Origin of the sequence: Achromobacter deleyi (assembly GCF_016127315.1) — a bacterium.
Lineage (GTDB): Bacteria > Pseudomonadota > Gammaproteobacteria > Burkholderiales > Burkholderiaceae_B > Achromobacter > Achromobacter insuavis_A.
In genome coordinates this window covers 3476067-3501791 of record NZ_CP065997.1, presented here as the reverse complement: position 1 = coordinate 3501791, position 25725 = coordinate 3476067, and the positions used below count along the sequence as shown (strand labels likewise).

Below are 25725 nucleotides of genomic sequence, written 5' to 3'. Positions count from 1 at the left end.
TGGCTCCTGTGGGGTCAAAAAAACCGGCTCAGGGCCGGGTCAGTCGGGGTAAAACTGGACGTCGTATCCCAGCGATATGGGCACGGTGTGATCGGCGTCGCCCGTGGTGGGCTGGTCCACGCTGATGGGGGTGCGCACGCGCACGGCAAGGCCACCGGACTGCATGACCAGGTTCATGGGGAACAGCGCATCAAGCTCCGCCGCAAGCTGCTCCGCGCTGCGCGAGCCGGCGCCGATCGGCATAACCGCGTTCACCTGGAACACGCCGCGGTACTGTCGGTGATCGCCCGCGGCGTCCCGGCTGATGGTCGCGGACGGCATCACGTAGGCGCGCAGGTACATGGCATTGGCGGGCGGCGTGAACTTGGTGTTCTGCCAGGCCACGGCCAGCGCGGGCGCGCGTGCCTTCGCCCAGTCGTTCAGCCGCTTCTCGAAAGCGGCGCGGATGAGGTCCTGGCTCATTTGTTCGCGTCCTTCGCCGCCTGGCTCACGTAGTGCTGGAACTCCTGCACGGTCAACCTGACCATGCCCTGCGGCGCCTGCTTGGACCAGCCGTTCTCCAGCCGCACCGCATAGGGCAGCGAGTTCGACAGGTAGGTCACGCCGCCCGCGCCGGTTTGCTGGATCTCGGCCACAAGGCGGTTCATCGTCACTTGACCGCCGCGGTCCAGCGCGGTGGTCGTGGCACGCTGAATGCTGGCGGCCGAGAATTGCCAATTCGCCCGGAAGCGCCCGGTGTCCACAGGGGACTTCAGGATTACGCCCTGGGCAAGCAGCACCGTGGCCTGGCGCGTGGCGGTGTCGATGTTGCCCTTGGCGCGCTCGACGAACTTGGCGATGTCGGCGGCGAAGCTCATGCCTGCCTCAACTGCAGCTCATACAGCAGCACCAGGCCGGCCGGCGCCAACGTCTTGACCGTCACCACGCGCCAGGTGGTGCCCAGCGCCAGCACCAGGTCCGCCGGCTTCGGCTCGGGCATAGCGCCGCCAGCGGCCAGCTCCGGCGCCAGATACATCTGCTTGTCGCCGGTCTCGATGACGGAACCGGCCATGTTGGCCAGGCCCGCGGCCTGCGCCGTGTAGTCGAACAGCGCGCCGATGCCGTCGTTGTCGACCGTGGTGGTGGGGGCCTGGCCCAGGTCCGGGTCGTACTCGCCCGTCACGACCTGGCGCACGGTCACCGGCCCGCCGAACTCCACCAGCAGCTCCTGCGCGGTGGCGGCCATGTCGGCATAGTCGAAGGTGGCCATCAGGCGGGCTTCCCGGAAACGTTGATGTCCATGACCAGCGTGGCGCGCCATATCGGCCTGTCGGTGCTGCTCTCGAGCTTCACCGCCACCAGGCCGGAGATGGGCATGCCGTCCGCCGTGTAAAGCTGCACCCCGCGGCACTCTTGCAATCCCGGTTCGCCACTGGGGTCAGGTACAACCAATCGCAGGAACTTGTCCATCTCAGCACCTCACCAGCTTGACCGACGAGCCGTAGGACGACAGCCAGCGGCGCAGCATGGCGGCCACGCCCGCGTAGCGCGTCTGGCCGTCGTTGCGCGCGCCGGCCGCGCTGGCGTATTTCGTCGTGATCGGGCCCACCGTCTTCTCGATGGCGGCGCCGGCGGTGGTGCTGCTGACGTCCTGCCACAACGGCCCCTTGAGCGCGCGCGCCGCCAGCTCGCAGCAGGCGCTCACGACCTCGCGCGGCACGCCCGTGACGACCGTGCGCGGCCACTCCAGCGCCTGGGTGTCGGTGGCGCGCTCGCCGCGGTAGGTGTATTCGCCATCCAGGTACAGCGTGGCATTGCGCAGGGCGGCTTCTAGTGCGGCCTCCTCGCCGGCGAAGGCCACGCCGTGGGCGGCAGCATAGGCCTGGCAGTCCGCCACGCTAACGTAGCTGTCGGCGTTCGGCAGGCCGGTTCCGTCTTCGACGATCAGGGGCATTTGGATATCTCCACAGGCTGACGGAAGCCCCCGCGCGAGCAGGGGCGACCGTCAGACGGCGGTCAGGCGGCCGGAGCGTCCAGCAGCGCGGCCAGGTCGGCCTTGAGCGTGACGCCCTCGGGGATGGTCACGCCCTTGGCGGCCAGCGCGTCCTTCAGCTGGTCCACAGTCAGGCCGTGCGACGGAGGCTGATCGCCACCGCCGTCCGCCTTGGCGGCCTCGGCCTTGCCCTTCGGCCGGTACTCCGGCTTCAGGGTGACCTTGGGCACGTCCTTGGCGGCGCCGTCGCGGCTCTCGATGGCGTTGGCATCGACGATGCGCATGCCAGCCTTGGCGGCCTCGGCCTTGACGTCCTGCTCGTAGCGGTAGAACGGGCCGGCCAGGTACCAGATGGGCAGCTTCGATTTCATGTTGGCTCCTTACTTGGACGCGTCACCGATGGCGATCACGCCCGCGGTGTGCTTGATGTCGGTGGCCACCTTGTCCCAGTTGGTGCCCGTGGCCAGCTCGGCGTCGGTCGGCGACTTGCCGCCGTTGGTCTCGTCCCAGGTGTAGCCCTTGAGGCCCAGACCGAAGGTGTAGTCGGCCTGGAACGTGGTCTCGATGCGCTCCTTGCCGTTCACGGTCGAGATGTTGGTGATCAGATCGCCGCCATCCGAGACCGTCGCCGCGCCCGCCACCAGCCCCAGCACCTTCTGCAGGTTGGGCGTGCCCGTGGCGTACAGGGCCGGGGCATCGGTCACGACCACCGTCTTGCCCAGGATGTCGACCACCGTGACGGCGCCGTACTGGAACAGCTGCTGGGCGTTGGCCAGGTTCTGGCCGATCAGCTTGTGGTATACCTGGCCGGTCATGACGTCCGCCACGATCAGGCTGGAACTGTCGCCGAACTTGGCATGGGCGTCGTTCAACGCCGAGTAGGTCAGGCCGGCCGTCGCCGACACATCGTTGGCGGCAGCGGCTTGATTGCTGACGGCGGCCACGAGCGCGGCCAGCGCGCTGTTCAGCTGGTCCTGCAGCAGCGCCTCGGCGAAGTTGCGCGAAGCCACCTCGATGCCTTCCGCCGTCGGCTTCTGCAACCAGGTCATTTGCGACGGCTCGTAGCGAATCGGGCCGAAGCCGCCCGCGACCTTCACCGAGCTGTGCTTCAGCTGGGTCAGGTCGGTGGGGGTTGCGGTGCCGTTGGCGGCGTAGCGATCAACGCGGCGGCGCGCGCCGTGGATGGCCTGATAGAACGATTCCTGGAGGAAATCGCCTTCGAAGCCGGCCGTGGTCAGCATGATCGCGCCGCGGGAGGCGGCGTTGAACTTCTGGATCTGCTGGCCCAGCGTCTCGATGATCGCCGGCATCATGTACTTGTTGAAAACCTGCATCTGCGAGAGAGACATGGTCGTTCCTTTTGCGTGGCGCGGGGTCAGCCCGCGAGTTCAGGGAATTGGGCTTTGAATGCGGCAACACGCTCTTCGCGGGTGCCGCCCAAATTGCCCGTGGTCTTGCCACCACCACTGCCGCCCTGGCCGCCGCCGCCGCTGTTCGCGGGCGCGGTGATGAAGTGCTTGCCCTGGTCGGTGCCGGCCCACTCGGTGACGTGGTCGGCCAGCGGCTTGTCGCCGATGACCGCAGCGCCGTCCTTGATGGCCGCCTGGCCGCGCAGCATCGCTTTGGCGGCGTCCATGAAGTGCGGCGCCACGCCGGCCTTGGCCAGCGCGGTGGACAGGCCGCCATCGATCAGGTGCTGGGTCAGGGCGCCTTCCTTGTCGGTCAGGTCCTTGGTCAGCTTCTCGATCTGGCGGGTGCTGTCCTTCGTCACCTTGTCGAGCTTGCCGGTCAGCTCCTCGACTTGCGTCTGGAGCCGGGCATGCTCTTCGGGGTCGATCTCGGAACCCTTGGCTTTCGCCTTCGCCTGGCGCAGCTCGGCGAGCAGTTCCTTGTTCTTGGCGCTCAGCGCCTCGGTGGCCTCAGCGGCCGCCTCTTCCAACAGGGCCTTCACTTCGGGGTCATTACGGTCAAGCGGCATGGTGTTGTCCTCTGGACGGTTGCAGGGCTCAGCCCCAAAAGCAAAAGCCCCACTGGCTCGGCCAGCAGGGCTTAGAAAGAAGAAGGCCCGCGCGGTGGCGGGCCCTATGGGTAATGGTCAGGTCACTTCAAGACGACGCGCTCGCCTCGCATGAAGCACAGCGCGCACAGCAGCGCCTTCGTGCCGCCGCTCCATGTTCTGGCGGTCTCGAACACGCCGATGCGCGTCTCGATGACCTCGCGCCCACCGCAACGGGGGCACTGGATCATGTCTTTCGGCTTCGGCAAGGCCTTGATCCGCTTCCGGATCCGGTCCTTTTCCGTTTCCGCCGGCTTTGGGGCGTCAGGGACGAGGTGCAGGGGCATGCGCGCTATTCTACGCCGGCCTGGGCGAAGGCGGCAGCGTCCTTGCGGCGCAGCTCGGCCAGCGTCAGATACACGCCTCGGTCGTTGTAGAAGCTCTCCAGTTCGACGCCGCCCTTGCGGAACAGCGCGCCGCGGGTCGGGCCCAGGATATCGTCCTGGATCGCGGCGGGCTGCCTGCGGAGCCAGTCCGCATAGGTCGTTGTCGCCCGCACCTGCTCGCCCTTCCCGCGCGCGCTGTCTCGGTAATCCTTCGCCGCCCTGGTGCCGATGAGCGGGTCGTCTTCCATCCCCTTCAGGATCGGCACCGAGGTGCTGCGGCACTGCCAATGCAACCGGCCAGGCCCGGCGCCCCACGGCACCTGATGCCCGATCGGCTTGTGCGAGTCCGGCTCGTACCGCAGACCGTCCCGCAGCCGGCACATCTGGCTGGTGCGCGAATCCAGCGTGCTGACCCAGGCCAGCGCGCCGATGATGTCGTCGTTGGCGTCGTACCAGCGATCCCGCGCAAAGCCGGCGGTGTGGCTGATGGCGGTGCGCACCACGGCCTCCGCGTTGCGCCGATCGATCTCCAGCAGGCCATCCGCGTAACCTTTCGCCCGGGTGCCGCGCACGCGCTGCACCACCTGCTGGATGGTCTGTCCCTCCACATAGCCCATGCGCACCGCGTCGCGGATGCGGCTGGCGCGCCCTGCTTCAAGGCCGGCCATCCACTCCCGAAGCAGGCGGCCCTGGAACGGCTGGGCCATGGCGCCGGCGTACACCTGCCCGGCCGTCACTCCGGCCGTGGTGAACTCGATGCCCAGGGAGGCGAACAACTGCCCCTGGTAGCCGATTTCGTAGTCGGCCAGGTCGCGCAGTTCCTTGTCCAGCTCGCCGCGCACCTGCTGGTATGCCTCGGCGTTCAGCGTGCGAACGTCTTTCAGCAACTCGTCCAGCCGCGACACCGTGAACGCGCTGGCCGGCAGGCGATCCATGGCCCGGGTGATCTGGTCGGCCAGGTCTGCGTCAACCCGGTTCAGCAGCGCAATTATCCGGCGCACCGCACCGTTGCCGTAGCGCACCAGGTCGATGGCATGCCGTACCGTGGCGTCATACAGCTCCGTTTGCAGGCTGGCCATTCGGGCCTCCGATCATGCCCAGCGCCGGGCCCGCCTGTTCAATGCGGGCCTGCTCTTCCTCGAACGTCACGCCGTCGTCAATGATGCCGCCGCGGCGCATGTTGTCGTAGAACGTTTCCGGGCTGATCGCTGCGGCCTGCAGCGCGCCCACCAGGGCGGTCAGGTCCTGAGCAGTCAGGCCGGCCGGGAAGAATTCGGTGTTCAGCTTGACCTCGACCGTGCCGCCCGCCGCACCCGCCCATTCAGCGGCCCAGCGGAACGCCTTGGCCAGGGACCGGCCCACGCCCAGGGCGATGCCGCCCAGCACGCTGTTCTCGCCAGCGCGGTGGATCTTGGCCGTCTCGGCCGCCTCCGCGTCGCGCTTCTCGGGCGCCAGGATGCGCGCGCCCAGGGTGGCCATCATGCCTTCCTTGCGGTCCAGACTGACCTTGATGCTGTCCAGGCCCTGGCCGGAGAACTCCAGGTACTTGGCGTCGGAGTCCGGTTCGCTGAAAACCCAGGCTTCGGACGAGCCGATCTTCAGCGACTCACCAGTGCCCATCGTGTGCCCAGTCACCACCGCAGTGGGCAGCGCCGTGAAATGCAGCGCGTGTTCGTAGTCCGCCGTGCCGCGGTAGTGCGACATGTTCACGTCCACCAGGTCCAGCAGCACGGGCTTCTGCGGGTCGACCGCCTCGCCGTTGCGTCCGATCAGCACGAAGGGGATGTACGGCAGCCGCTTGCCGTTCATCATCGGCGTGTACTCGAACGCTGGGGTGTTCAGGTCGGTGCGGTAGATGCGCACGCGGTAGAAGCCGTCCACCAGGTCCAGCACCCGGTACTGGGTCTTTTCCTCGGCGGTGAACTCGTCCTTCGGGTCGGTGTAGCACTCGGCCAGCACCACCAGCACGAGCTGGTTCACGCCGCGCACGCGGGCCGTGCGCCAGTTGATGATCGCCTCGGCCTTGTACGTGGCCAGGTACGGGCGCATGCCAGCGGCCTGGGCCTGGCCCACGGTCATGAACTCGCCGCTGGCCACCGGGTAATCCACCAGCACGCCCACGCGGGTGACGTCGATCACTTCCTTGGTCACGTTCTCGATGAACGTGTCCACCGGCGTTCCCGCCAGGTCGGCGTCCTCGATCAAGGGCTGCAGCGCTGCCGGCAACGCCACCGTGGGCTCCTTGCGGAACACCATGCCGATCAGCGCTTCCTCGGTGCGGGCGGTGGCACCGTAGAACAGCGCCCGCGCCTTGTAGGCGTCGTACTCCGCCTCCTCCTGCCCTGCGAGCTTGGGCAGGTACTTCGTGCCGGCCGCATGCACGGCGTCCTGGCCCTGCAGTGCGGTACGGCAGCGCTCCCATCGCGGCTGGTTGGCCAGCCAGAGGGGATGTTTGCTGTCGACAGGCATGGTCAGGTTCCTATGAGTTTGATGCGGCTCATGCCGGTGGGCGTGATCGGATAGCGGTGCACCAGGAAATAGCCCTGGGCGTCATTCGGGTGGTCGTGCCCGGTGGACTTGTCCGGCTCCCCGTTCTTGTCGTAGGCCTGCTGCTCCAGCGCCTCGGTCAACGTCGGGCAGCGGTCGGTGTTCACCTGCCAGCGGCGGACGCCCTCGTCGTTCAGCAGCATGCCGTTCACGGCGTTGATGCGGTCCTTCACGGCCGGGTTTCGGCTGTTCACGCGGACGGTGAAGCCGGCCTTGCGCAGAATGCTCAGGTCCGACTCGCTCGCGTTCTTGCTGCTGGTGTTGCCGCCGCTGGCGTCTGGGTAGATGGTGACGCCGTGTCCCTTGTCCTTGAACCGTTCTTTCAGCATCCGCACCATCTCCGGCGTATCGCGCACCTTCGTCAGCTCGCCTACCGTCAGCGGCAGGCCGGCCCGGATCACGTTGACCGTGGCCGTCATGTTCAGCACGTTGAAGTCCATGCCGATGTGCAGCTCTTCGTGCGGCTCCTCGGCGGCATCCGTGTGGTGCAGCACCCGGTCGAAGTTCGCGTACACGCTGCCGCTGGTCAGGTTGGTGAACAGGCCGCGTAGGTACGCCGCGATCAGCTGCGGCGGGTAGCTCGCGCGCAGCGACGGAATGTAATCCTCGGGCAGGTTCTTGCCGTTCTCGTAGGTGCTGGCCTGCACCAGCCCGTACAGCGCGGCCAGATCGGGCCGCTCGCGAACCTGCTTGACGAACTGCTGGTAGACGAACTTGAAGCCCTCGGGCGTCGTGGTCACGTCCACGCCGTTGAGCAGACCGGGCGCGGTGTGGCGCAGGCGGGCAATGATCTTGCGCCAGGCCAGCGCCGCCTTGTCCGCCTTCATCACGTCCAGCTCGTCGATCAGCCCCTTGCCGATCTTGAAGCCCACGATGTCGCCCGGCTTCTCCATCGACCGGCAGATTACCGTGCCGCGGTACTTGCGGCCGGCGAACAGATGGACTTCCTTGTTCGACTCGTTGATCTTGGCGGCCAGGCCCCAGTCGTGGGCCACCTCCTCGATCGTCGGGTAGAAGATGTCTCGGATCTGGCCGTAGGTTGGCGCGAAGTACCCCGAGTTGACCCGGGGGAACTCCCAGGCGTGACGGCACAGGCCGGCCCCGCCGACCCAGGTCTTGCCGCTGCCGAAGCCGGCGACGAACGCGCGGAATTTGTGCGGAAGCGCCAGGAACCGGGCCTGGGGCTGGTTAAGGCTCGGCATCGGGGACGCTCGCGTCCTTGACCTCGATCACCACCTTCACCGGCGGCGGCGCGTTGTCGTCGTTTGTCGGATCCGGCTTGTCGCGCCAGAGGTCTGGGCGCCGGTTCTTCAGCCAGAAAATGCAGGCCGTGGTATCCGGCGGGTACTGCCTGGTGGTGGGCGTCGTGACGATCACGCCGTCGCACACCCGGATGTCGTCCTCGGCATGCGTGTAGCCCAGGGCGCGCTGAAACAGCCTATCGGCCACCTCGGCGTCTGCCATGGCTTTGCCCCTTTTTAGGGCTAAAGAAAACTCCGGGTACCGCTTCTTCCAGGTGTTGACGGTCACCTCTGTCACGCCGAACGCATCGGCGAGGTCCGCATCGGTTGCCCCCAGTTTGGCGAGCTTTTCCGCCCACACTGCGTATTCTTCCTGATAGGCCGACGGACGCCCGCGCTTGCGCGGCTGGCCCGCTTTCGTCTCATGCGACATATCTAGCCCCTTTCCTGACATTCTCTGCTGCCCATAGCGGCTGCAGGTTCTCAAGGGACCAGCATTCGGCAAACTGCTGTGCATCCGTCAGATCAAACGAAGCGCACGGCCTTACATGATCGATGTGCCACTTCCCATAGTTTTCCCAGCCCATCCCCTGCTGGAAACGCCGCTCCAGATGCGCGCGCAGATCCTCCAGGGAATAGCCGAGACGACTCAAGCACGCGCCGGACGTCTTGCCCTTCAGCGCCGCCCACATACGGGCGCGCATGGAATTGGCAATTCGTTCCGTCGGGTTGCGCATCCGACGCGCACGGCGATACGCTGAGACGAGGGATCGGCTCTGTCTATCCTCCGCCGCCCACTGCCGGCGCCGCTCGTCGTTCGGCGTGATGGCCTGGAAGAACTCCTCGTGCTGCCAAGCCCATTGGGCAATTTCAGCCAGAGTTACGTCAAAGAACCACGCGATCTGCTCGTCAGACGCGCCGAGCTTGCAAAGCTTGGTGGCCTGCTCGGCGAACCCGGGCTGGTACTTGGATGGTCGTGCCATGGCGCGGTCCCTCTGGGAGCGACGCCGCAGGCATCGATTCCGCGTTGAAAGTGATTCAGGATGCGCCCATCCGACTTACCCGCCCACTGGGCGAGCTGGGCGTGTGCGGTTCTCGTCTACCAGACCCGGCGACGAGGCCGGGGAGAAAGTCCCGCGCGCTTTGATCCCCCGCGCGGGCGCCCGTCTGGCTGGGCTGGGTCCGGGGAATGTGCTTAGCTGCCGCGGCCCGGATGCTTGGCGGCATCCATTTCGAGAATGAACCGGACTTTGGCGATATCGCCGGCGGCAATTGCGTCCTGGAGCTTTTCGCCTTCCGATCGAAAATCGGCAACGTTTCCGGTCCGTTCATCGATGAGGATGCCTCCTGCGCCGATTCGGTGGCCCAGAAGCTTGGCCAGGCCGGCCAGGGTGCGGACCACATCGGTTCCGGTGAGATGGGGATGATCGATCATTTGGAGGGACCGAGGCCGGGCCTGCGGGCGGGGTAAAAGGGCGAGTCTTCGCGTTCATTGCCACCGAACATATGCGCTCCTGAAGAGTCAGCCCGCAAAGCAAAAGCCCCGGCCAAAGGCTCGGGGCTTATTTCTTCCGGACGCGCGACGTCCGCCTGCGGGCATCGGGTCTCGTCGTCAGACGGTAGTCATCACGGATTGAGCAGAATTATGCAGCCGATTCTCGAATTGTGCAACAAACTGCTGGAAATACGCGACACACCGCACGAGGATGTCGTCGAACTCGCGGGCGCGGATGCCCTGCATGCGACAGATGAGGTACGGCGGGTGGCCCATCACGTAGTAGGCGCGCAACAGCAGCGGCGCCTGCGGGTGCATGCGGTATGAGGCGGCCAGGCTCCAGGCCCGCTCGATGAGCCCGGCGTCGGCCTCGTCCCATTCCTGCACCGCGTCGTTCTCCAGGTTGCGGGTCTGCCCTGCCCGGCGGGCCAGGTCGCGGCACACCTGGTAGGTGGGCGACACGGCGCGCCGGTGGCGGTCGCGCATGACCTCGCCCCAGTTGCACAGGCGGTCATGAAAATCGGCCGGCAGGCGATCCAGCAGTAGTTTCGGCGTCTTCATGGCGCGGTGCGCTCCTCGTACTTCGAACAACGTTGGCCGATTTCCTCGCCCAGGGCGCAGCGCAGCACGCGCCGACCGCCGAATGGGCTGGTGATCAGTCGGATTTCCTTGCATCCGGCGCAGGTGCGCGCGGCGGGCGGCTCTTGGCGGCGTTCCAGCAGCTTGGCCGGGTCGCCGCGCTCGGACTTGCTGGACCAGGTCATGGCTTGCCCCCTTGATACCGCCGCCGGTACTCGAAAATCAGCGCCTCTGATATCCGCTCGATTGAATAGGCTTCGAATTCACGGCTAGGTGCGCTCTCGCCGATGGAGTCGCACATTCGTTGGAAGACGTGCACGGCCTCGTGCACCAGGGTGAGAATCACGGCCACCGGGTCCCGCTCAAGCGAGTCGGGGGCAAGACAGACGACACAGACCAGCGCCCCATCCTTCTCCCACGTGTGCACGCAGGCCGCTTGTCGCTCCTCGTCGAGCCACCCTTCCGGATTGCGGACGGCGCAATGCCGCACGGCCCGGGCGTACTCAGCTTCGGTGAGGCACAGCAACAGGTATGGCGCCCTGACCGTATCGCGTGTGAGCCACTTCATCACTCCCCTCCCCGCCGGCCGCCCGAGAGCGAGGGCGTTTTCGGCTGGGCCGCCAGCGCGCGCTCGCCGTTCAGGCGCAGGCCCACGGACGACAGGCTGAGCGGCGGGCGCTGCAATGCGTTGCTGGTGCGCGCCGGGGCCACGAATACGGGAATGTCCAGGGCGGCGGATGGCGTCGATGCCGGCTTGACCGCGGGCGCAGGCTTGGGCCTGGGTGGTCGTGCGCGCTTCGCGGGCTTGACCGGCTCACCCGGCTGGGCCTCGATGATCGCCGCCATCAGCCAGCCGTCATACGCGTCTTTCGGCGTGACGCCGCGGCAAGATACCGTGGCGTCCACGCAAAGCCAGCAGCCGTCCATCCGTCCTTCTACGGGGATCAGGCGCGGAAGCTTGGCCCGCGCGGTCTGTTCGTGTGTGGTCATGCTTTGCGCTCCTGATCGACGGCCCAGTGCAGGATGGCCAGGGCGTCGGCTGCGTTGTGGCTGTCCGGGCTGAACCCGCGCGCCTTGGCCTGGGCCATCATGGCGTCCTTGTCGGCCCGGCCGCTGCCCGTGAAATGCTTCTTGACCGTCGGCACGGCCACGCTGGACAGCGTCAGGCTGTGCGTGTCGGCGGCCAGCTCCACCAGCGCCTTGAACCCGCCGTAGACGTCCGACGACGCGGCGCTGCTGTGGCCGAAGACGACGCGCTCGTACACGATGGCGTCGATCTGGAAGGTGGCGACCGTGTCGGCTAACCAGCCGCGGAACCGGGCCCAGCGCTGCCCAGGTGTCCAGGACTTGCGCGGTGTGAAGTCCACGGTGCCGTAGCGCATAGCGCCATCGCGCCGGCGCAGCGCGTAGCCCGTTTTCGTGCCCAGGTCCAGCGCCAGGATGTTGATGTTCAGGCCCACCGAAGGCGCCACCCCAGAACCAGCATTGGCGCGGCTTTCCGGGATGATCATGCTGCTTTGGGCGCCATCCCAGGCCCAGGGGTCGGGCACGGCGTCCACGCGCGCGAAGCTGTCCGGGGCGTCAAGGGCATAACCGCCGCAGGCCACGGCCAGTGTCCTGATCCTGTCGTTGAGCGTTCCCTGCATCGGATCGAGCGCCACGTCGGCGCCCTGGGGGGTGAGGTTCGGTAGGGTCATGCGTCGTGGTCCTTGCGGGGGAAATGGGAGGCCAGTTGCTCAATCACCGGCAGGAGGGTCTGGGCGCGCGCTTCCTGGCGAGCAAGGAGCCGGTCCTCTCGCTCCAGGTATTCGTATCCGTCGGGGAGCTCAACATCGCGCATGCATTGCCACCCGGGGACGCGGTAGATCGTCCAACCGAGGCCGGCCAGCTTCCGGTCGCGAGCAGCATCCTTGCGGGCGTCGTGGAACTTGGCGCCGTCGCACTCCAACGCTACCTTGGCGATGGGGTTACCGAAGTCCAGGAAGAACCCCGCCACGGGCAATTGCGGCCACATGGGTAGGCCGGCACGGCGGATGTGGTACCAGGCCTCCTGCTCAATCGGCGAAAAGATCAGGACCCAGTCGCCAACCGCATATTGGTTCTCGCCGAACCAGCTTTCCAGACCAACATCCACCCGCGCTTGAAACTCGCGGTAGGCCCGGCGGATATTGGCGAACTTGATCGATAGGTCAGCGGACCAAGCCGGCGGAACCATTGGGTAATCAACCCTCTGGCGCAGGTCAGACATGAAGGACTTCATGTCGTCGGCGACGTGAACGGGTTCTTTCATGCGGCTGCTCCCTTCTGTAGTTGTTCGACTTTGGCGGAGGCCTGAGCCTTGAGCCTGTCCAGGCGCTCTCGCTCGGCCGCCGCCAGTTGCTCGCGCTGCTTCGCGCGCTTTTCGGCTGGGCTCATGGCATTGGCCAACATCTGCTTGAGACGGGCGATGTTCTCGGCGGCGGCCTGGTCATCTGGGGTTACTTCTGCCGGCGCCGGCAACAGGTGTTCGATGGCCGGCGCGGACAGTTGGCCGAGGTGCACGGCGCGCTCCAGCGCCACGGCGCGACGCTCAGCGTTGAACCCGAGGGACACGGTCCAGGCGGCAGGCTTGCCCTCCATCCTGGCGGCCGCCACCAGCCGCTCGTAGGCCGCGCGGAATGCCATGCGCGCGCCAACGTCGTCGCCGGCATCGAGGACCGGCCGGCAGGCAGCAAACGCCTGAGCGATTTCGGCGGTCCAGACGACGGTTTCCGCTTCATCCTGGGACGCCAACGCCACAGGCCAAGCCTCATCAGCCGTCAGCCGGCTGTCTCCGGCGCCCTGCCCCAGCAGCTCCAGGATCTGGGCCGGCGTCGGCGGAAACTTCGGTTCGGTGCGCGTGTACGTTCCCAGGGCGCGGCTTACGGCGTCCAGAGGGAACGGTTGCAGAATCCGCCACCAGACGGCCATAGCCTCGGCTGACGGCCGCGTGCGGTTGTACACCTCGAAGACGCCCGCCAGGCGCTTGCCGAATGCGTCGTTATCGTTGGGCTGCATCACATGCCTCAGCCGCTGGTCAGTTGCAGAAATCTTTGGTGCTCCGCCTCTGCGGCTGCCTGGCGGGCCATGGGCATGCCGAAGCCGCCGCGTTGATCGCGCAGGGGGTACAGGTCGGTCCACTTCCCACTGCGCACGCTCTGCTCGATCACCGCCACCGGGTCATTGCCGGCGGCTCGCAGCTTGGCGAGGTGGTTGATGGCCATCGTGGCCGCGCGCTCGGTCATCGGAGCCTTCACGACGATCCGGTGTTCAACCCAGTCCACCCAAGCATCACGCGGCAACCAGTCCGGCAGCTCGAAGTCGATCAGGTTCGGGCGCTTGGCCGTCACGCGCGCATGCGCGGTATTACCTGTTCCTTTACCTGTTCCTAATACCTGTTCTACCTGTTCTGTAGGGAAAACTGGTACTGCTTCGGGTGGATTTTGGGACTGCTTCCCGGCAAAACTGGTACTGCTTCCGGAAAAATTGGGACTGCTTCCGCCATCCAAAGCGGTACCAGTTTCGGTACCGCTTAGCAGTTCCAGTTTTGGGACTGCTTGGTGGGTCGAAGAGGTACCAGATTTGGGACGGCTTTGGGCCCGTGAAGCGGTACCAGTTTTGGTATCGCTTGTCGGCTCGGAAAGTTCGTAGACGGTGACCGATTTGGTCATTCCTGCGCGCTCACCGGTGTCACGCAGCGCCCCGCATTCAACCAGGCGGACCAGGTTGGCCAGCACTGTCTTGCGGTCCTGCCCGGTGTCACGCACCAACTGCGTGACCGAGGGGTAGGCGGTCCAGGGGCGCTGGTCCTTGTGCGCGTAGTGCGCCATAACCGTCAGGATCTGCTTGGCCGGTGCGTGGCTGATTGGCTGGCTCAGCGCCCATTCGACGGCTTGGTGGCTCATGCCGCCTCCTCTCTGCTCAAGGTTGCGCCGCCGCCAGGGATGTAGGGGACCTCTTCCACTAAGCCACGACGAGCCATGGAAAAGATTCTCGACCTCTCAATACCCAAAAGACGTGCGGCTTCGGAGAAACACACAACCTTTCCGTCGACGACGGTGTAGCGGTTGGTTGATCTGTTCTGCGCCTGTTGAAACGGGGTCGCCCAGCGGCAGTTGGCCGCTGAATAACCTGCGTTGTTGTCGATTCGGTCTATGGTGTGCGCAGGCGTTGGCGCGCGGCCCATATCCGCAAGGAACTGCTCGTAGGACATCCACTCCGGGGCGACCGTTATGCCTTGGGCGCCATACTTCGGCCAGTGCATGTCCGACGGCCGCGTGCATCGTTTGATGATCCCGGCCCAAATCTGATGCTCCTTTGACCCTGCGTCGCCGTGCACCCGATTGAGGCTCGCCATGCGCCGCGCGCACTTCGCCCGGCCGACACAGCCGCACGATTTCGAGTTGCCCTTCTTCAGGTTGTTTGCGAAGACCAGTCGAACGGATCCACAGTCGCACACGCACTGCCACTTACCTTCGATGCGACAAACAGCGGTCAGGATGCCGAAGCGCTGGCCTGCCAAGTCTTCGTATTGGCTCATCAGCGCACCCATCCCGGCGGCTCGAATTTTTCGGTCCACACGACGCCGTTGTTAGCGCCCCAGGCGTACATCAGCTCAATCAGGTCGCCCATCTTGCGCTGGCTCATGTCGCTGGTGTGCTCGCCCAGCATGACCTCTCCGCCATATAGGCCCTCAGCCAGCAGAGTTTCCTTGGCCAGGGCAGCAGTGAAGATGTCCTTCCACTGCTTGTCCTCCAGCCGGCGCGGCGTGCCGTTGACCGGCCACAGCTTCTGGCGCGCGATGTCGCCGAGCATTGCCCACATCTTGCGCTTGGTCGCGAGCGTTGCAGAAGGCTCAACCGGCGGCGCGAAGAAGTAGCCGTCCGGCGATGCATCGATGTCGCGGTGCGCGCGCTGGCGCGTGCGGGAGTTCAGCGGATAGCGCATCAGTGCCTCGTCGCCAGGGCGTCGTGCAGGCCGACCACAATGAAGGCCTCCCGCAGTTGGGGGTTCAGGTCTTCGCGCAGCATCATTTCCTCGTAGGCCTTGGCGCGATCCCAGCCGTGCTTTCGCAGGGCCTCTTCGAACGCGCGCTTGGTGATGGCCAGGGCTTCGTCATAGCTCATGCGGCCCTCTGGGCGATGACTTCTTCCATGATCGTCAGCCGGCCCAGATGGTTCAGGTACTGGCGGATGGCGTGGTTGCCCACGGCTTCCTCGAAGGCATCGATGCAATCGGCGGGCAGATCCAACCGCGGCCGGTTCTTCCCATCCAGGGGTTCGGGATGCAGGTAGCTGCTCACGTGCGGCGCGTACAGGCCGCACTCTTCGGCCAGGCTGCGCTGCGTCATGTTCGGCCGGGCCCGATGTTCCCAGGCAAGACGCACCGCCTCGCGGAAGGTCTTGCATGCCGCCACAGCAGACAGCGGCAGGAATCGCTTTCCGGCGGGCGCCGGGAACGTACTGGCGCCGTAAACAACTGCGGAATGGGTGTGCACTTCGCTTCCTTTTAGGAAAAAATCATCGAGTTACAACGTGAGTTACAGCGTGGATCCGGGCAAAAATTTTTCGTACCGACAATGCGAGACGAACGAAATGACCGAAACCGAAAAACTGCTGAACCACGCCCAGGACATCGCGCGCCGGACCTTCGTGGACCCGAGCGAGGCCGCGGTGATGGACCTGTTCCGTGAGCTGTGCAATGAGCGTGACCGCATGGCGTGGGCCACGGACGACCGCGCAGCAGTGCACTGAGCCATGACGACGGAAATGGGCGGCCAGCCCCAGCGCCTTAAACTGGCGGCTCTCACACACACCATCGGCAAAGGAGCCGGCCATGAAGATCGACGATGCACTCGCCGCATTCGAGCAAAACGTCAGCATGCTGAATCCCCAATCAGACCCTGTTCAATGGAATCTGAACCGGGGGCTGGCGAATCTCTGCGAGGCAGTGAAGCAACTGCAGATTCAACAGCGTCGCCAAGCGACGCAGCTAGACGAGATACAAAGCAAGCTGCGTCAGCTGCGGTAGGAAATGCCGCCAGGTGGTCGATCATCACCTGGTGCGCCACTGCCTCCAGGGCCAGCCGAGTCGGAGCCTTAACCATGGCTCGGCCCCTGGTGCTTTTTCCGGTGCTCGGCAGCGAGCTCGGCGCACAGATCAATGCATCCATCGCAGATCGCCGGGGTGAGTGCTTTCTCGACGCTGATCGATCCCACGACAATGAATGCGACGTGGTCAGCATCCTTGCCGCAGAAGTCGCAGACAGCCATTTCGCGTTGGAAGATGGCCATCTACGCCGCCTCCTGCTGCGCCGGCGCGGGGTCGGCAAGTTCGGGCCAGATGCGTTCCCAGTCGTCGGGCCGCAGGTCAGGCGCGGTCTGGAACATGGGAACGGCCGCTTTGATCAGTTCGATGGTCCGGCCCGGGTATTTCGGCGCGTAGAGAACCGCGCACGGATGGTCCAGAAGCTCGGGCCAAATTCGGTGCCAATCATCAGGACGCAAGTCCCAGCGCATCACCGAGCTATCAGGGCACGGGAACTTGGTCGGATCGAGGTCCACCCAGTGGTGCCTGCTGTCTTCCCAGACGCAGCGGTATCGCCGAACGGCGGTGTCAGGCGAAGGTGCCACCGCAACGCTGCGCTGTGGCCGCTGGTATCCGTAACCAGCGGCTTCGTGGGTCCAGGATTCCACGCGGGCGAAGTTCAGACCGAAGAACCATTCGCGCTTGAACCGAATCTCGGCTTCGGCGACGCATTGTTCGATCAGTGCAGCTTCGGCCATCGCGACATCACCTACGCATGGTGCGATGACGCGCTGATCCAGATAGACGCCAACGACCGATACGCGGTCAGCGTGCGCAGCCAGCCGCTCATCTGGCGAGCTGGTGCGCCCTACCTTGATTGCGCCGTTGCTGAAGAGGCAGGCGTAGAGGTAGGCCATCTAGGCGCCCTCCTGCGCATGGCCCGATTGCTCGGGCAATTCTTCAGCGAGGAAAAGGTCCGGGCGCTTCACTTTCTCGACCGCAGGGATTCCTCGCGTCATCCAGTTGGATACGCGATTCGTTCCCCATTTGCCCAGGCCGAGCAGGCGAGCAACCTTCGCAGGGCCACCAAGTTTGAGAATTCGGGTTTTGTCGTCCATGGCGGAATTACACACCATGTGTGATTCGCAGTCAACACATAGCGTGAAACAACGCCGCGTGTGATCCGAGCAACATACGCGCCATGGAAGCTATGCACGAAACAACTGCTCGCCTGTTTGCCGCAATTGAAGAAATGAGCCCTGGGGAGGCTGTGACCTCGAGGGTGGCTGCGCGCATGAATGTTGCCGATAACAGAGTGACCAACTGGAAAACCAGAGGAATCAGCTTTGAGGGAGCCGTACAGGCCGAGGCCGCCTACGGAATACCGGCGGCATGGATCATGTATGGACAGATGCCGTCGCTGCCCTCCCAGTGGCCGTTCGAGAAATGGGTTCCCCTAGAGGCGATAAAGAGACTGCCACCGGATAGTGTGGGGTTCATCGCCCATAGCATCAGATCTGCCTTGAATGAACTCACTGAGATCGATGACAAAAGCAGAATCTCCAAGGCATCTTGAGCTTGTATGGTCTGACGGCCGCCCTAGGTCATCGCAAGAAAAATAATCGAGGCCCAAGCAATGCGAAAGGACATGCTTTCTGACCAAAGCGGCTGGAGCGACGCAGTTGGCGAAACTGCGCACGTCTTTTGCGCGACGATGCAACTACGCACTCCTTTAAGGATTCTTCTTCGTCACGGTGAAGAGTGCCCTCCTGGCGTTGAGCCGCCAGCTATTGCTGACGAGGCATGGCACGGTATTTGGGTGCCCGCCATTGATGGAATGGCGCTGTGGGGCCAAATGGCCTCCGAGATTGGGTACATCCCCGCTGACGGCGGTCCTTTCCTTCATTTCCTCATAGCAGCGCGAGAAGCCATCGAGCAAAGTGCAGCAGCGGACATAAAGGCCGCGCAGTTGGCCGGAGTCCTGGCTGATCCGAGATGGCGCGAGTTCGTCGAGCAACTAGGCGGCGCTACAGCCATAGCCCGGCGATTGCTCAGGCCGTAGTTTTTCCCCTTCGCTTCAAGCCCACCTAGCCCGCGCAAAGCGGGCTTTCTTTTGCCCGTTACAAAATAATCACACATAGCGTGTGTTTCTTTCTTGACCTCAAATCACACATCGTGTGTAATTCTTCCCATGCACTCACAACCCGTGAGCAGACAGGGAGAAGACAGATGAGCACGGTCGACAAGGACTTCGCCGACAACATCAAGGCGAACCAGGGCTATTACAACGGCGACAGCGACAACAGCCTGGGCGACAACCCGCGCTGCGTCGAAATCACGGAATACGACAACGCCTTCGGCGGCGTCGGCTACGGCCTGACGTTCGAGGGCCGGACCAACCGTTACGTGCCCTCGCCCCATGTCGGCAATCCCCGCACCTACTGGCGCTTCGCCGCCTGACTCCACCCCCACCCGCCCCGGTAGGGGCTAGGAGAAACAGCATGCTCACCACGCACCGCCTAATCCAGCTGCACAACCTTGCCGATGACCTGTCGGCCCGTGCCCGGGTGTGCCTGCGAGGCGCGGCCAACCTGGAACGCATCGGCAATGCCCGCGGCGCCCAATATCAGCGCGCCAAGGGCCTGCGCTACCAAGCCATAGCCGAAACGGCTGCGCACCGTCTGGAGGCCGCATGAACATTCCGCATCCTCCGGTCCCGCTCGATCAAAAAGAGTGGGCTGTCGCTCACTGGAACAGGCTGGCCGACGAAGCGGAGCGCGCCGGCGCCCTGGGGCTGCTGCACACGAATGTGGCGAAGGCGCAATCCGACTGTTACCGCCGCACGGCGCGGGCCATCCAGCACGAAATCGAAACCGGAGTGGCTGTGTGTTCCTGCTGCTTTAAGCCGTTCGGGCGCGGATCGCTTGCGCTGCACTAACAACCCCACCCCGCCCCGGGTGCCGGGGCAAGGAGACCACCATGAACGATTTCCTCAAGGACGCCATCGCCAAGGGCACGGACGGCGACGCCGCGGCGGCGATGGTCCAGTACGGCGGCAGCTTCATGCGGCTGGTGGGCCTGGCCTGGCAAGCGGCCGACCCGATGAACCAGGCGCGCCTCAAGGAAGCATTCCGGCCGGAGTTCGACCGCTACCGCAAGGACGCGGCCGCCCTGAAGCATTACCAGGGCCTGGCGCGCGAGGCTGAACTGGCCTCGAGGAACTGAGCCATGGGTGCCTATCACGCCGAACTGATGGACGACCTGCTGCAGGTCGCGCCGCCCTACTCCCTGCCGTACGAGCCGGACGAAGACGCGCCGACCGTGACGAAGGCGCAGGCCGTGGCCGCCGTGGTGGCGTGCCTGTCGAACGAAGCGCCGACCGCCTATGGGCTGACGGCGGCCGACTGGGCCGAGCACCTGATGAACGAGCTGGCCGACAACCCGGCGGCGGTGCTGCTGGTGCTGCTGATTGGCTCGAGCGTGCCGAGCGTGGGCGAGTTCCTGGCCGGCCACCTGGGCAACTGCATCGAGGGCGTGGCGAACCGCCGGCTCGCCGAGATGGACCCGGACGAAGCGGAGCAATACCTGTGACCGCCCTCCTTCAATTCATCGCCGGCGGCCTGGCTGCGGCGTACCTGATTGGCCGGCTGGGCGATGCGCTGATGCGCGCCCACGCCCGCCGCGATTCCTGGAGCAAAGCATGAAATTCAGCGTGTGCCGCCCCGGCCTTCACTACCGCGAGCTGATCGTCAGCGAGAACAACGCCCGCATCGAATCGGGCCTCCTGTACGAGGGCGAATCCAAGACGTTGGCGGCAGAACTTCGGGAAGCCGCCGATGACTTGTCGCCGCGCGACACGCCCGAACTGGACGAATACGACGCGGGCATTTTGGGCTCCGCCGGCGGCGGCGACGTCGACTGGTGGCAGGACTACCTTCGCGCCGAGCTGGAGCGCGCCCATGCGTTCTACCAGTCGCAACTGGAGAGCCTCCTGTGATCCGCCGCCTCCTGCGCGCCCTGCTGGGCCTCGACCGCTACGAATGGGTCGGCATCGCCGGCGCCGTGGTGCTGGCCGCCTCCGTCGGCGTGCTGGGCCCGACGCTGGACAGCCAGTCCACCCCCTACCCCACCTGCGAAGGCTGCAGCAAGACCGCTGTGGCCGCCAAGGAATGACCATGACCGAAGCAACTCAACTTGCAGAACTGCCGCCGCCGGAGACGGCCCTCCAGGTCTACTCCAAGCCCGGCGGTCTGGAACCCTGGCTGGACAAAATCCGCACCGAAGTCAGCGGCCACGTCGCTGACCTGACGACCAAGAAAGGCCGCGAGGCGATCGCCAGCTTGGCGTTCAAGGTCCGGAAGGTAAAGACCGCCCTCGACGGCCTGGGCAAGGAGCAGGTGGACCGCCTGAAAGAGATCCCGAAAAAGATCGATGCCGAACGCCTGCGCATGCGCACCGCGCTGGATGCCCTGGCCGAAGAGGTGCGCGCGCCGCTCACCGAGTGGGAAGCCGCCGAGGAAGCGCGCCAGCAGCGCCACCAGCAGGGTATCGAATGGTTCCGCCTGCGCGCCGACGAACACCACGACCTCGACGCGGCCGAACTGCGCGCCACCCTCGAACAGGTCAATGCGCGGGCTGTGGATGCGTCCTGGGAGGAATACGAGGCCGAGGCGCACCGCGTCAAGGCCCGCGCCATAGACGCGCTGACGCAGGCCCTGGCGGCGCGCGAGAAATACGACGCTGAGCAGGCCGAGCTGGCGCGCCTGCGCGCTGCCGAAGCGGAGCGCGAGCAGAAGGAACGCGAAGAGCGCATCGCCCGCGAAGCCGCCGAGCGCGCCCAGCGCGAAGCAGAAGCCCGCGCCCAGGCCGAGCGAGATGCCGCCGCGCGCCGCGAAGCTGAAGCCCTGGCCGCCGCTGAAACCGCCCGCCTGAATGCCCAGTTGGCCGAGCAGCGCCGTATCGCTGCAGAGCAGCAGGCCGAACTCGACCGCCAGGCCGCCGCAGCGCGCGAACGGGAAGCCGCGGCGCAGGCTGAGCAGCGCGCGCGGCAGGCTGCCGAGCAGGCCGCCGCCGCTGAGCGCCAGCGCATCGCCGACGAACAGGCCGCTGTGGCCGCCGAAGCCGCGCGCCGCGAGGCTGACCTGGCGCACAAGACAGCCATCAACCGCGCTGCCCTGGATGCGTTCGTCCAGGGCGGCATGCCCGAGGACTGCGCCAAGCAGGCGATCAAGCTGATCGCCAAGGGCCAGATCCCCAACATCCGCATCACCTACTGAGGAAGCCATGACCGAAATCATCGACGCCCCGGCCCGCGAAGTGGCCCCCCGTCCCGAATCGAACCCCAGCCACTTGCCCACGCTGGCCGCCAATTCGCCCATGGGCATGATGCTGGCGGCCGTGCAGCAAGGCGCCACGCTGGAACAGGTCGAGAAGATGATGGACCTGCAGGAGCGCTGGGCCAAGGCCGAAGCCAAGAAGGCCTACGACGAGGCGTTCGCCAACTTCAAGGCCGAGGCGGTCAAGATCATCAAGGGCAAGGACGTCACGGATGGCCCCTTGAAGGGGAAGGCCTACGCCGAGCTGCACGACGTCGTCAATGCGGTCACGCCGGCGCTCTCCAAGCATGGCCTGTCGTCGTCCTGGAAGCTTACGCGCGACGAAAAGGACTGGATGGAGGTGACCTGCTACCTGCGCCATGTTGGCGGACACGAGGAAAGCGTGTCGATGGGCGGCCCGCCTGACGCTGGTGGCGCGAAGAACGCCATTCAGGCCCGCGCCAGCACCAAGACCTACTTGGAGCGCTACACGCTCAAGGCGATTACCGGCCTGTCCGAACAGAAAGACGACAACGACGGGAACGGCGCCGCGCATGCAGCGGAAGACCTGCGCGACGAGTGGATCAGCAGGCTAGCCCAGGCCGACGACATGGAATCCGCCGCCGCCATCTGGCGGGACGGCTGCAAGGCCATCGAGTCCACCAACAACCTTGCGGCGTTCGCCGCGTTCAAGAAGGCCTACGCCGACAAGCGGGCCATGCTAAAGCAGGAGGAAAAGTAAATGGACCTGATCTTCCACAAGGAGCCGCAGGGCTCGCCCGAATGGCTGGAAGCGCGCCGCGGCGTCACCACCGGCAGCCGTTTCAAGGACTGCCGCGACCGGCTTAAAAGCAAGGAGCCGTCCAAGAACTGCCTGAACTACGCCATGGACGTGGCCCGCGAGCGCGCCGGCGGCAAGGCGGCCGAGGTGTTCGTGAACGGCGCCATGCGCTTCGGCACCGAGCAGGAGCCGCACGCCCGCGCCGCCTACGAGGCCGCCACCGGCCGGTTCGTCGAAGAGGCGGGATTCATCACCACCGATGACCGCAAGTTCGGCGTCAGCGTGGACGGCTTGGTCGACGAAGACGGCATCGTCGAGATCAAGACCATGGTGTCGTCCAACACTCTGTTCACCGCCGTCGTGTCCGGCGACATCAGCGAATACGTGGATCAGTGCAACGGCGCCATGTGGCTGCTCGGCCGCCAGTGGGTCGACCTGGTGCTGTGGGCGCCGGACCTGGAGGCCATCGGCCGCAAGCTGACCATCGTGCGAATCACGCGCGACGACGATGCGATCGAGGCCCTGGAGGCCGACCTGCTCGACTTCGAGCGCCGCGTCACGCGCTTCCATCAGCAGCTCACGCAACTGAGCCGCCTGACCCTTTCCCCAACGTAGCACCCTGGAGCCCTGCCCCATGTTCTCGATTACCGAGCAAACCGCAACCCTGGCGCACATCAACGTGCGCACCGAGCGCCACGGCGAAGAGCCGGCGGGCGCCGCTGACCTGAAGATCCAGTTTACCGCCGGCAACGGCGTGCTGTCCGAGTTCCACCCGCGCTTGCGCCATGCCCTCTACAAGGCCGAGGAAAACCCGGCTCAGGGCAGCGTCGACGGCGTCATGCCCGAGCCCACCGTGCGCGTGTTCGGCGACCTCATCGAGAAGATCCGCCTCAAGCACGAGCTGGTCGGCGCCAAGGTGCTGATCGACTTCGGCCTGGGCGGCGATTCCGACATCGAGCTGGATACGGCCGACGTCGACGGCTTCGCGGTGGAAATGATGGAAGGCGGCAGCGTGGTCACCACCTTCCGCGTGAAGTGCCACCCGAGCGGCGAGCAGGTCAAGAAGCTCTACGAGGTGCTGGGCAACGAGATCACCATCAGCATCACGCCGGCGGCCGAGAAGCAGGGCTCGCTGGGCCTGAACCTGGAGCCGGAAGCGGCGTAACCCTTTCCCAACGCAGTACCCCATAGGAGCAGTCCATGAACAACATCCAATCGCCGCGCACCGACGACGACGGCATCGAGCAGCAGATCCAGGCCAAGGGCAAGACCGCACCGCGCGTCACGCCGGCCGACATCGAGGCCAACATCAAGGAATGCCACTTCTTCACGGCCCTCGATGGGGTTGACGGCCACTTCCGCGGCGGCCCGGAAGCCCAGGCATGCGATGCCAAGGCCCTGGGGCTTCTGACCTTCTGCGTCCTGGTGCTGCGCAACGGATTCACCGTGACCGGCGAGAGCGCGTGCGCCAGCCCCGAGAACTTCGACGCCGAGATCGGCCGCAACATCGCCCGTCAGAACGCCGTGCAGAAGATCTGGCCGTTGATGGGCTACGAGCTGCGCTCGCGCCTGGCTGCCCAGGCGTAACCCTTTGGCCGGCCCGGCGGCGGCGGGACTCCCTCCCCCATCCGACCGCCGCCGGTGCCCGGCCTCCATATACCGAGAACGACGATGAACCGCCAGCAACGCCGCCAGGCCGAAAGCGAGAAAGCCCGCCAACGCGCCGCGCGACGCCCCTTCAAGCACACCGCGAGACGCTACCCGATGATGGCGCCGCTCAAGCAGCAGATCAGCCTGGACATGCACCTGGCGCTGGCCCGCTTGCGCACGGACCCGCACGACGACGCGCGCACCGACCTGGCGTCGACCTTCAACACCGTGGGCGTGGCCATCGAAAACGACCCGCGCTTCCAGGAGGAAGTGCAGCACCTGAACACCGGCGGCTCGGTATTGCAGGACTACACCGCGCCCGCCGCTCTCACCGACGACCAGCTCGCGATCCTGGCCCATACCTGCGCCGTGATCGACACCATCCTGGGCCTGCTGGACGTCCCTACTCTTTGGGCTGCCGAGAAGGTGGCCGTCGAACTGATGCGCGCCGCGCGCGCCACCACCGAGGCTCAACCATGACGACCGACAACGAAACCCTGCCCGACACCAGCCCGGCCGCGGTGCTGGCCATGACGCGCAATCTGCGCACCAACGGCTACGAGCTCGCGGCGCGAATGATGGAAGCGCTGGGGAATGCGGACCCCGCCGGCTGGCTTCCCATCGAGAGCGCGCCGAAGGACGGCCGCCGTGTATTGCTGTGGAATGAGCGGTACAACGCAGCCATTACGGGCCAGTTCTACGGCCTGGGCGGCTGGAAACTGGACGGCGAGATGCCTCCGCTGTTTCATCAGCCCACGCACTGGATGCCGCTTCCCGCACCTCCCTGCCCGACCTGCAACGACCAGGGCGCCGTCGGCAATATCCTGACCGCCGAACCGTGCCCCGCCTGCGCCGCCCCTGGCGCGCCCGCCTCCACGGTAGCGACTGAGGGGGAGAAGGACGAGCGGCAGGCTCTGTTCTGGTTCCGGCCGTGTTCCGACGGGGGCCACGAAGGCCCGATCCATAACGACCGCATCGAAGATGTTCGCAAGCAGTCCGGTGCGTGGGTGCCGCTCTATCCCGGTTTCGCGGCGTTGCCCAAGCCGCTTTCGGACTTGCGATACCACGGTGAATTCATCCGGGGCTGGAACCAATGCCTGCGAGAGGTCAGCGCTTCCGTTGCCGCTCCCGCTGCTGGCGATGCGCTGACCGCTGCCGCGAGCGATGTGCTGGCCGAGCGCCAACGCCAGCGGCAGCAGGAAGGATGGACCGACGAGCGCGACGACGAATACGACCTGGGAGAGCTGGCCTCGGCTGCTGCGGCCTACGCTCGCTATGCTGCCCTCCAGACCGCTACCGATGACCCGCACCCGTTGCGCCGCCCGCTCGTTGATTTGTGGCCGTGGGATGCAGCCTGGTGGAAGCCTGGCGCCGCGCGACGCAATCTGGAGAAGGCCGGCGCGCTGATCCTGGCCGAGATTGAACGCCTGGACCGCGCCGCCATTGCAGCCCAACGTAAGGGGGGGGCGTGATGGAACTCAGCGAATACGAGAAAAAGGTTCTCGCCGCGCTGGCAGGCCCGGGCGCGCTCCTGACCCGGGATGTGGCCGACAGGGTGCGTCCGCGCTTCGGCACCAGCCAGCAGCAGCACAGCGGCGCCGTTCGGGCGTGGCTTCTGCACCTGGAGAAGCTGGGCTTGGTGCGCCGCCTGGATACCGAGAAGCCCGTCTGCTGGCAACTCGCCGCCCAGCAGCGCGGCCAGGGCGCGGGGAGGTGAG

Annotated in this window: 47 protein-coding genes; 18 read left to right on the top strand and 29 right to left on the bottom strand. The window is 65.7% G+C overall.

What is annotated here, in order from left to right:
* Nucleotides 1–39: 39 nt before the first annotated feature.
* The 26 genes from I6I07_RS16025 to I6I07_RS15900 all read right to left on the bottom strand — a co-directional run bounded on the left by I6I07_RS16025 (nt 40) and on the right by I6I07_RS15900 (nt 15731).
* Entirely contained in the window at nt 40–462 is a 423-nt protein-coding gene (locus I6I07_RS16025; RefSeq protein ID WP_198482817.1) for a DUF4128 domain-containing protein, read from the bottom strand.
* Nucleotides 459–857 (bottom strand): HK97 gp10 family phage protein, encoded by a 399-nt coding sequence (locus I6I07_RS16020; protein ID WP_076410834.1) that lies wholly within the window; start codon nt 855–857, stop codon nt 459–461. The genes I6I07_RS16025 and I6I07_RS16020 overlap by 4 nt, the downstream gene beginning before the upstream one ends.
* Nucleotides 854–1249, bottom strand: coding sequence for a hypothetical protein (locus I6I07_RS16015; RefSeq protein WP_076410836.1), 396 nt, complete (start codon nt 1247–1249; stop codon nt 854–856). Before I6I07_RS16015 ends, I6I07_RS16020 begins: the two co-directional genes overlap by 4 nt.
* Before the next feature lie 201 nt (nt 1250–1450).
* Entirely contained in the window at nt 1451–1933 is a 483-nt protein-coding gene (locus I6I07_RS16010; protein WP_198482816.1) for a DnaT-like ssDNA-binding protein, read from the bottom strand.
* A gap of 62 nt (nt 1934–1995) precedes the next feature.
* Entirely contained in the window at nt 1996–2343 is a 348-nt protein-coding gene (locus tag I6I07_RS31715; RefSeq protein ID WP_232625600.1) for a hypothetical protein, read from the bottom strand.
* A gap of 9 nt (nt 2344–2352) precedes the next feature.
* Nucleotides 2353–3321 (bottom strand): major capsid protein, encoded by a 969-nt coding sequence (locus I6I07_RS16000; RefSeq protein ID WP_198482815.1) that lies wholly within the window; start codon nt 3319–3321, stop codon nt 2353–2355.
* 26 nt (nt 3322–3347) lie between these two features.
* Complete coding sequence (locus I6I07_RS15995; protein WP_076410846.1) at nt 3348–3950, bottom strand: hypothetical protein; 603 nt, start codon at nt 3948–3950, stop codon at nt 3348–3350.
* Between the two features lie 122 nt (nt 3951–4072).
* The gene (locus I6I07_RS15990) at nt 4073–4315 is read right to left on the bottom strand and encodes a hypothetical protein (RefSeq protein WP_032954938.1); all 243 of its coding nucleotides are present in this window, start codon (nt 4313–4315) and stop codon (nt 4073–4075) included.
* Nucleotides 4316–4320: 5 nt separating this feature from the next.
* Nucleotides 4321–5433, bottom strand: coding sequence for a phage minor head protein (locus I6I07_RS15985; protein ID WP_232625599.1), 1113 nt, complete (start codon nt 5431–5433; stop codon nt 4321–4323).
* A complete protein-coding gene (locus tag I6I07_RS15980) occupies nt 5405–6823 on the bottom strand; it encodes a DUF4055 domain-containing protein (RefSeq protein ID WP_198482814.1) in 1419 nt (472 codons plus the stop codon). Before I6I07_RS15980 ends, I6I07_RS15985 begins: the two co-directional genes overlap by 29 nt.
* A gap of 2 nt (nt 6824–6825) precedes the next feature.
* Nucleotides 6826–8103, bottom strand: a complete 1278-nt coding sequence (locus tag I6I07_RS15975; protein WP_198482813.1) for a terminase large subunit domain-containing protein — start codon at nt 8101–8103, stop codon at nt 6826–6828.
* Nucleotides 8090–8575: a helix-turn-helix domain-containing protein gene (locus tag I6I07_RS15970; protein WP_198487387.1), complete on the bottom strand. Its 486-nt coding sequence runs from the start codon at nt 8573–8575 to the stop codon at nt 8090–8092. The genes I6I07_RS15975 and I6I07_RS15970 overlap by 14 nt, the downstream gene beginning before the upstream one ends.
* Nucleotides 8565–9125, bottom strand: coding sequence for a hypothetical protein (locus I6I07_RS31710; protein WP_232626096.1), 561 nt, complete (start codon nt 9123–9125; stop codon nt 8565–8567). The genes I6I07_RS15970 and I6I07_RS31710 overlap by 11 nt, the downstream gene beginning before the upstream one ends.
* Before the next feature lie 212 nt (nt 9126–9337).
* Nucleotides 9338–9577 carry a hypothetical protein gene (locus I6I07_RS15960; RefSeq protein ID WP_198487386.1) on the bottom strand — a complete coding sequence of 80 codons (240 nt, stop codon included), beginning with the start codon at nt 9575–9577 and terminating at the stop codon, nt 9338–9340.
* A gap of 177 nt (nt 9578–9754) precedes the next feature.
* Entirely contained in the window at nt 9755–10198 is a 444-nt protein-coding gene (locus I6I07_RS15955; protein WP_063582871.1) for a hypothetical protein, read from the bottom strand.
* Nucleotides 10195–10401: a hypothetical protein gene (locus I6I07_RS15950; protein ID WP_104145851.1), complete on the bottom strand. Its 207-nt coding sequence runs from the start codon at nt 10399–10401 to the stop codon at nt 10195–10197. Before I6I07_RS15950 ends, I6I07_RS15955 begins: the two co-directional genes overlap by 4 nt.
* On the bottom strand, nt 10398–10784 hold the full coding sequence (locus tag I6I07_RS15945) for a hypothetical protein (RefSeq protein ID WP_198487385.1): 387 nt from the start codon (nt 10782–10784) through the stop codon (nt 10398–10400). The genes I6I07_RS15950 and I6I07_RS15945 overlap by 4 nt, the downstream gene beginning before the upstream one ends.
* Entirely contained in the window at nt 10784–11206 is a 423-nt protein-coding gene (locus tag I6I07_RS15940; protein ID WP_198487384.1) for a hypothetical protein, read from the bottom strand. The genes I6I07_RS15945 and I6I07_RS15940 overlap by 1 nt, the downstream gene beginning before the upstream one ends.
* Nucleotides 11203–11913 (bottom strand): crossover junction endodeoxyribonuclease RuvC, encoded by a 711-nt coding sequence (locus I6I07_RS15935; protein ID WP_198487383.1) that lies wholly within the window; start codon nt 11911–11913, stop codon nt 11203–11205. The genes I6I07_RS15940 and I6I07_RS15935 overlap by 4 nt, the downstream gene beginning before the upstream one ends.
* A complete protein-coding gene (locus I6I07_RS15930; protein ID WP_198487382.1) occupies nt 11910–12506 on the bottom strand; it encodes an endonuclease domain-containing protein in 597 nt (198 codons plus the stop codon). Before I6I07_RS15930 ends, I6I07_RS15935 begins: the two co-directional genes overlap by 4 nt.
* Entirely contained in the window at nt 12503–13252 is a 750-nt protein-coding gene (locus I6I07_RS15925; protein ID WP_198487381.1) for a hypothetical protein, read from the bottom strand. Before I6I07_RS15925 ends, I6I07_RS15930 begins: the two co-directional genes overlap by 4 nt.
* An 8-nt stretch (nt 13253–13260) precedes the next feature.
* The gene (locus I6I07_RS15920; protein ID WP_198487380.1) at nt 13261–14139 is read right to left on the bottom strand and encodes a hypothetical protein; all 879 of its coding nucleotides are present in this window, start codon (nt 14137–14139) and stop codon (nt 13261–13263) included.
* Nucleotides 14136–14774 (bottom strand): hypothetical protein, encoded by a 639-nt coding sequence (locus I6I07_RS15915; RefSeq protein WP_198487379.1) that lies wholly within the window; start codon nt 14772–14774, stop codon nt 14136–14138. The genes I6I07_RS15920 and I6I07_RS15915 overlap by 4 nt, the downstream gene beginning before the upstream one ends.
* On the bottom strand, nt 14774–15181 hold the full coding sequence (locus I6I07_RS15910) for a recombination protein NinB (RefSeq protein WP_198487378.1): 408 nt from the start codon (nt 15179–15181) through the stop codon (nt 14774–14776). The genes I6I07_RS15915 and I6I07_RS15910 overlap by 1 nt, the downstream gene beginning before the upstream one ends.
* Nucleotides 15181–15360 carry a hypothetical protein gene (locus I6I07_RS15905; RefSeq protein ID WP_198487377.1) on the bottom strand — a complete coding sequence of 60 codons (180 nt, stop codon included), beginning with the start codon at nt 15358–15360 and terminating at the stop codon, nt 15181–15183. Before I6I07_RS15905 ends, I6I07_RS15910 begins: the two co-directional genes overlap by 1 nt.
* On the bottom strand, nt 15357–15731 hold the full coding sequence (locus I6I07_RS15900; RefSeq protein WP_198487376.1) for a helix-turn-helix domain-containing protein: 375 nt from the start codon (nt 15729–15731) through the stop codon (nt 15357–15359). Before I6I07_RS15900 ends, I6I07_RS15905 begins: the two co-directional genes overlap by 4 nt.
* A gap of 97 nt (nt 15732–15828) precedes the next feature.
* Here I6I07_RS15900 and I6I07_RS15895 point away from each other — a divergent pair, with 97 nt between their 5' ends.
* Together I6I07_RS15895 and I6I07_RS15890 are read left to right on the top strand one after the other, a co-directional pair.
* On the top strand, nt 15829–15987 hold the full coding sequence (locus I6I07_RS15895; RefSeq protein ID WP_198487375.1) for a hypothetical protein: 159 nt from the start codon (nt 15829–15831) through the stop codon (nt 15985–15987).
* Between the two features lie 82 nt (nt 15988–16069).
* Nucleotides 16070–16264, top strand: a complete 195-nt coding sequence (locus I6I07_RS15890; protein WP_198487374.1) for a hypothetical protein — start codon at nt 16070–16072, stop codon at nt 16262–16264.
* A 68-nt stretch (nt 16265–16332) separates the two neighbouring features.
* Here the strand turns inward: I6I07_RS15890 and I6I07_RS15885 are convergent, their stop codons facing one another.
* The 3 genes from I6I07_RS15885 to I6I07_RS15875 are packed head-to-tail and all read right to left on the bottom strand — an operon-like array spanning nt 16333 to nt 17379.
* Complete coding sequence (locus I6I07_RS15885) at nt 16333–16527, bottom strand: ClpX C4-type zinc finger protein (RefSeq protein WP_198487373.1); 195 nt, start codon at nt 16525–16527, stop codon at nt 16333–16335.
* A complete protein-coding gene (locus tag I6I07_RS15880; RefSeq protein ID WP_198487372.1) occupies nt 16528–17178 on the bottom strand; it encodes a hypothetical protein in 651 nt (216 codons plus the stop codon).
* Nucleotides 17179–17379: a hypothetical protein gene (locus I6I07_RS15875; protein WP_232626095.1), complete on the bottom strand. Its 201-nt coding sequence runs from the start codon at nt 17377–17379 to the stop codon at nt 17179–17181.
* Nucleotides 17380–17462: 83 nt separating this feature from the next.
* Here I6I07_RS15875 and I6I07_RS15870 point away from each other — a divergent pair, with 83 nt between their 5' ends.
* From I6I07_RS15870 to I6I07_RS15795, 16 genes are all read left to right on the top strand, one after another.
* Nucleotides 17463–17837: a hypothetical protein gene (locus tag I6I07_RS15870; RefSeq protein ID WP_232626094.1), complete on the top strand. Its 375-nt coding sequence runs from the start codon at nt 17463–17465 to the stop codon at nt 17835–17837.
* A 653-nt stretch (nt 17838–18490) separates the two neighbouring features.
* Entirely contained in the window at nt 18491–18721 is a 231-nt protein-coding gene (locus I6I07_RS15865; RefSeq protein WP_198487370.1) for a hypothetical protein, read from the top strand.
* Between the two features lie 41 nt (nt 18722–18762).
* Nucleotides 18763–18957 (top strand): hypothetical protein, encoded by a 195-nt coding sequence (locus I6I07_RS15860; RefSeq protein WP_198487369.1) that lies wholly within the window; start codon nt 18763–18765, stop codon nt 18955–18957.
* Nucleotides 18954–19199 (top strand): hypothetical protein, encoded by a 246-nt coding sequence (locus I6I07_RS15855; RefSeq protein ID WP_198487368.1) that lies wholly within the window; start codon nt 18954–18956, stop codon nt 19197–19199. Before I6I07_RS15860 ends, I6I07_RS15855 begins: the two co-directional genes overlap by 4 nt.
* Before the next feature lie 41 nt (nt 19200–19240).
* Nucleotides 19241–19486 (top strand): hypothetical protein, encoded by a 246-nt coding sequence (locus I6I07_RS15850; protein WP_198487367.1) that lies wholly within the window; start codon nt 19241–19243, stop codon nt 19484–19486.
* 3 nt (nt 19487–19489) lie between these two features.
* Nucleotides 19490–19852, top strand: a complete 363-nt coding sequence (locus I6I07_RS15845; protein WP_198487366.1) for a hypothetical protein — start codon at nt 19490–19492, stop codon at nt 19850–19852.
* Nucleotides 19853–19961: 109 nt separating this feature from the next.
* A complete protein-coding gene (locus I6I07_RS15840; protein WP_198487365.1) occupies nt 19962–20258 on the top strand; it encodes a hypothetical protein in 297 nt (98 codons plus the stop codon).
* Entirely contained in the window at nt 20255–20434 is a 180-nt protein-coding gene (locus I6I07_RS15835) for a hypothetical protein (protein ID WP_198487364.1), read from the top strand. The genes I6I07_RS15840 and I6I07_RS15835 overlap by 4 nt, the downstream gene beginning before the upstream one ends.
* Nucleotides 20431–21537, top strand: a complete 1107-nt coding sequence (locus I6I07_RS15830) for a hypothetical protein (protein ID WP_232626093.1) — start codon at nt 20431–20433, stop codon at nt 21535–21537. The genes I6I07_RS15835 and I6I07_RS15830 overlap by 4 nt, the downstream gene beginning before the upstream one ends.
* A gap of 7 nt (nt 21538–21544) precedes the next feature.
* Nucleotides 21545–22318: an ERF family protein gene (locus tag I6I07_RS15825; protein ID WP_198487363.1), complete on the top strand. Its 774-nt coding sequence runs from the start codon at nt 21545–21547 to the stop codon at nt 22316–22318.
* Entirely contained in the window at nt 22319–22972 is a 654-nt protein-coding gene (locus I6I07_RS15820; RefSeq protein WP_198487362.1) for a lambda exonuclease family protein, read from the top strand.
* Nucleotides 22973–22991: 19 nt separating this feature from the next.
* Nucleotides 22992–23522, top strand: coding sequence for a hypothetical protein (locus tag I6I07_RS15815; RefSeq protein ID WP_198487361.1), 531 nt, complete (start codon nt 22992–22994; stop codon nt 23520–23522).
* Between the two features lie 35 nt (nt 23523–23557).
* Nucleotides 23558–23944, top strand: coding sequence for a Gp49 family protein (locus tag I6I07_RS15810; RefSeq protein WP_198487360.1), 387 nt, complete (start codon nt 23558–23560; stop codon nt 23942–23944).
* Between the two features lie 84 nt (nt 23945–24028).
* Nucleotides 24029–24487, top strand: coding sequence for a hypothetical protein (locus tag I6I07_RS15805; RefSeq protein WP_198487359.1), 459 nt, complete (start codon nt 24029–24031; stop codon nt 24485–24487).
* Nucleotides 24484–25479, top strand: coding sequence for a DUF551 domain-containing protein (locus I6I07_RS15800; protein WP_198487358.1), 996 nt, complete (start codon nt 24484–24486; stop codon nt 25477–25479). The genes I6I07_RS15805 and I6I07_RS15800 overlap by 4 nt, the downstream gene beginning before the upstream one ends.
* Nucleotides 25479–25724, top strand: a complete 246-nt coding sequence (locus tag I6I07_RS15795) for a hypothetical protein (RefSeq protein ID WP_198487357.1) — start codon at nt 25479–25481, stop codon at nt 25722–25724. The genes I6I07_RS15800 and I6I07_RS15795 overlap by 1 nt, the downstream gene beginning before the upstream one ends.
* Nucleotide 25725: the final 1 nt, after the last annotated feature.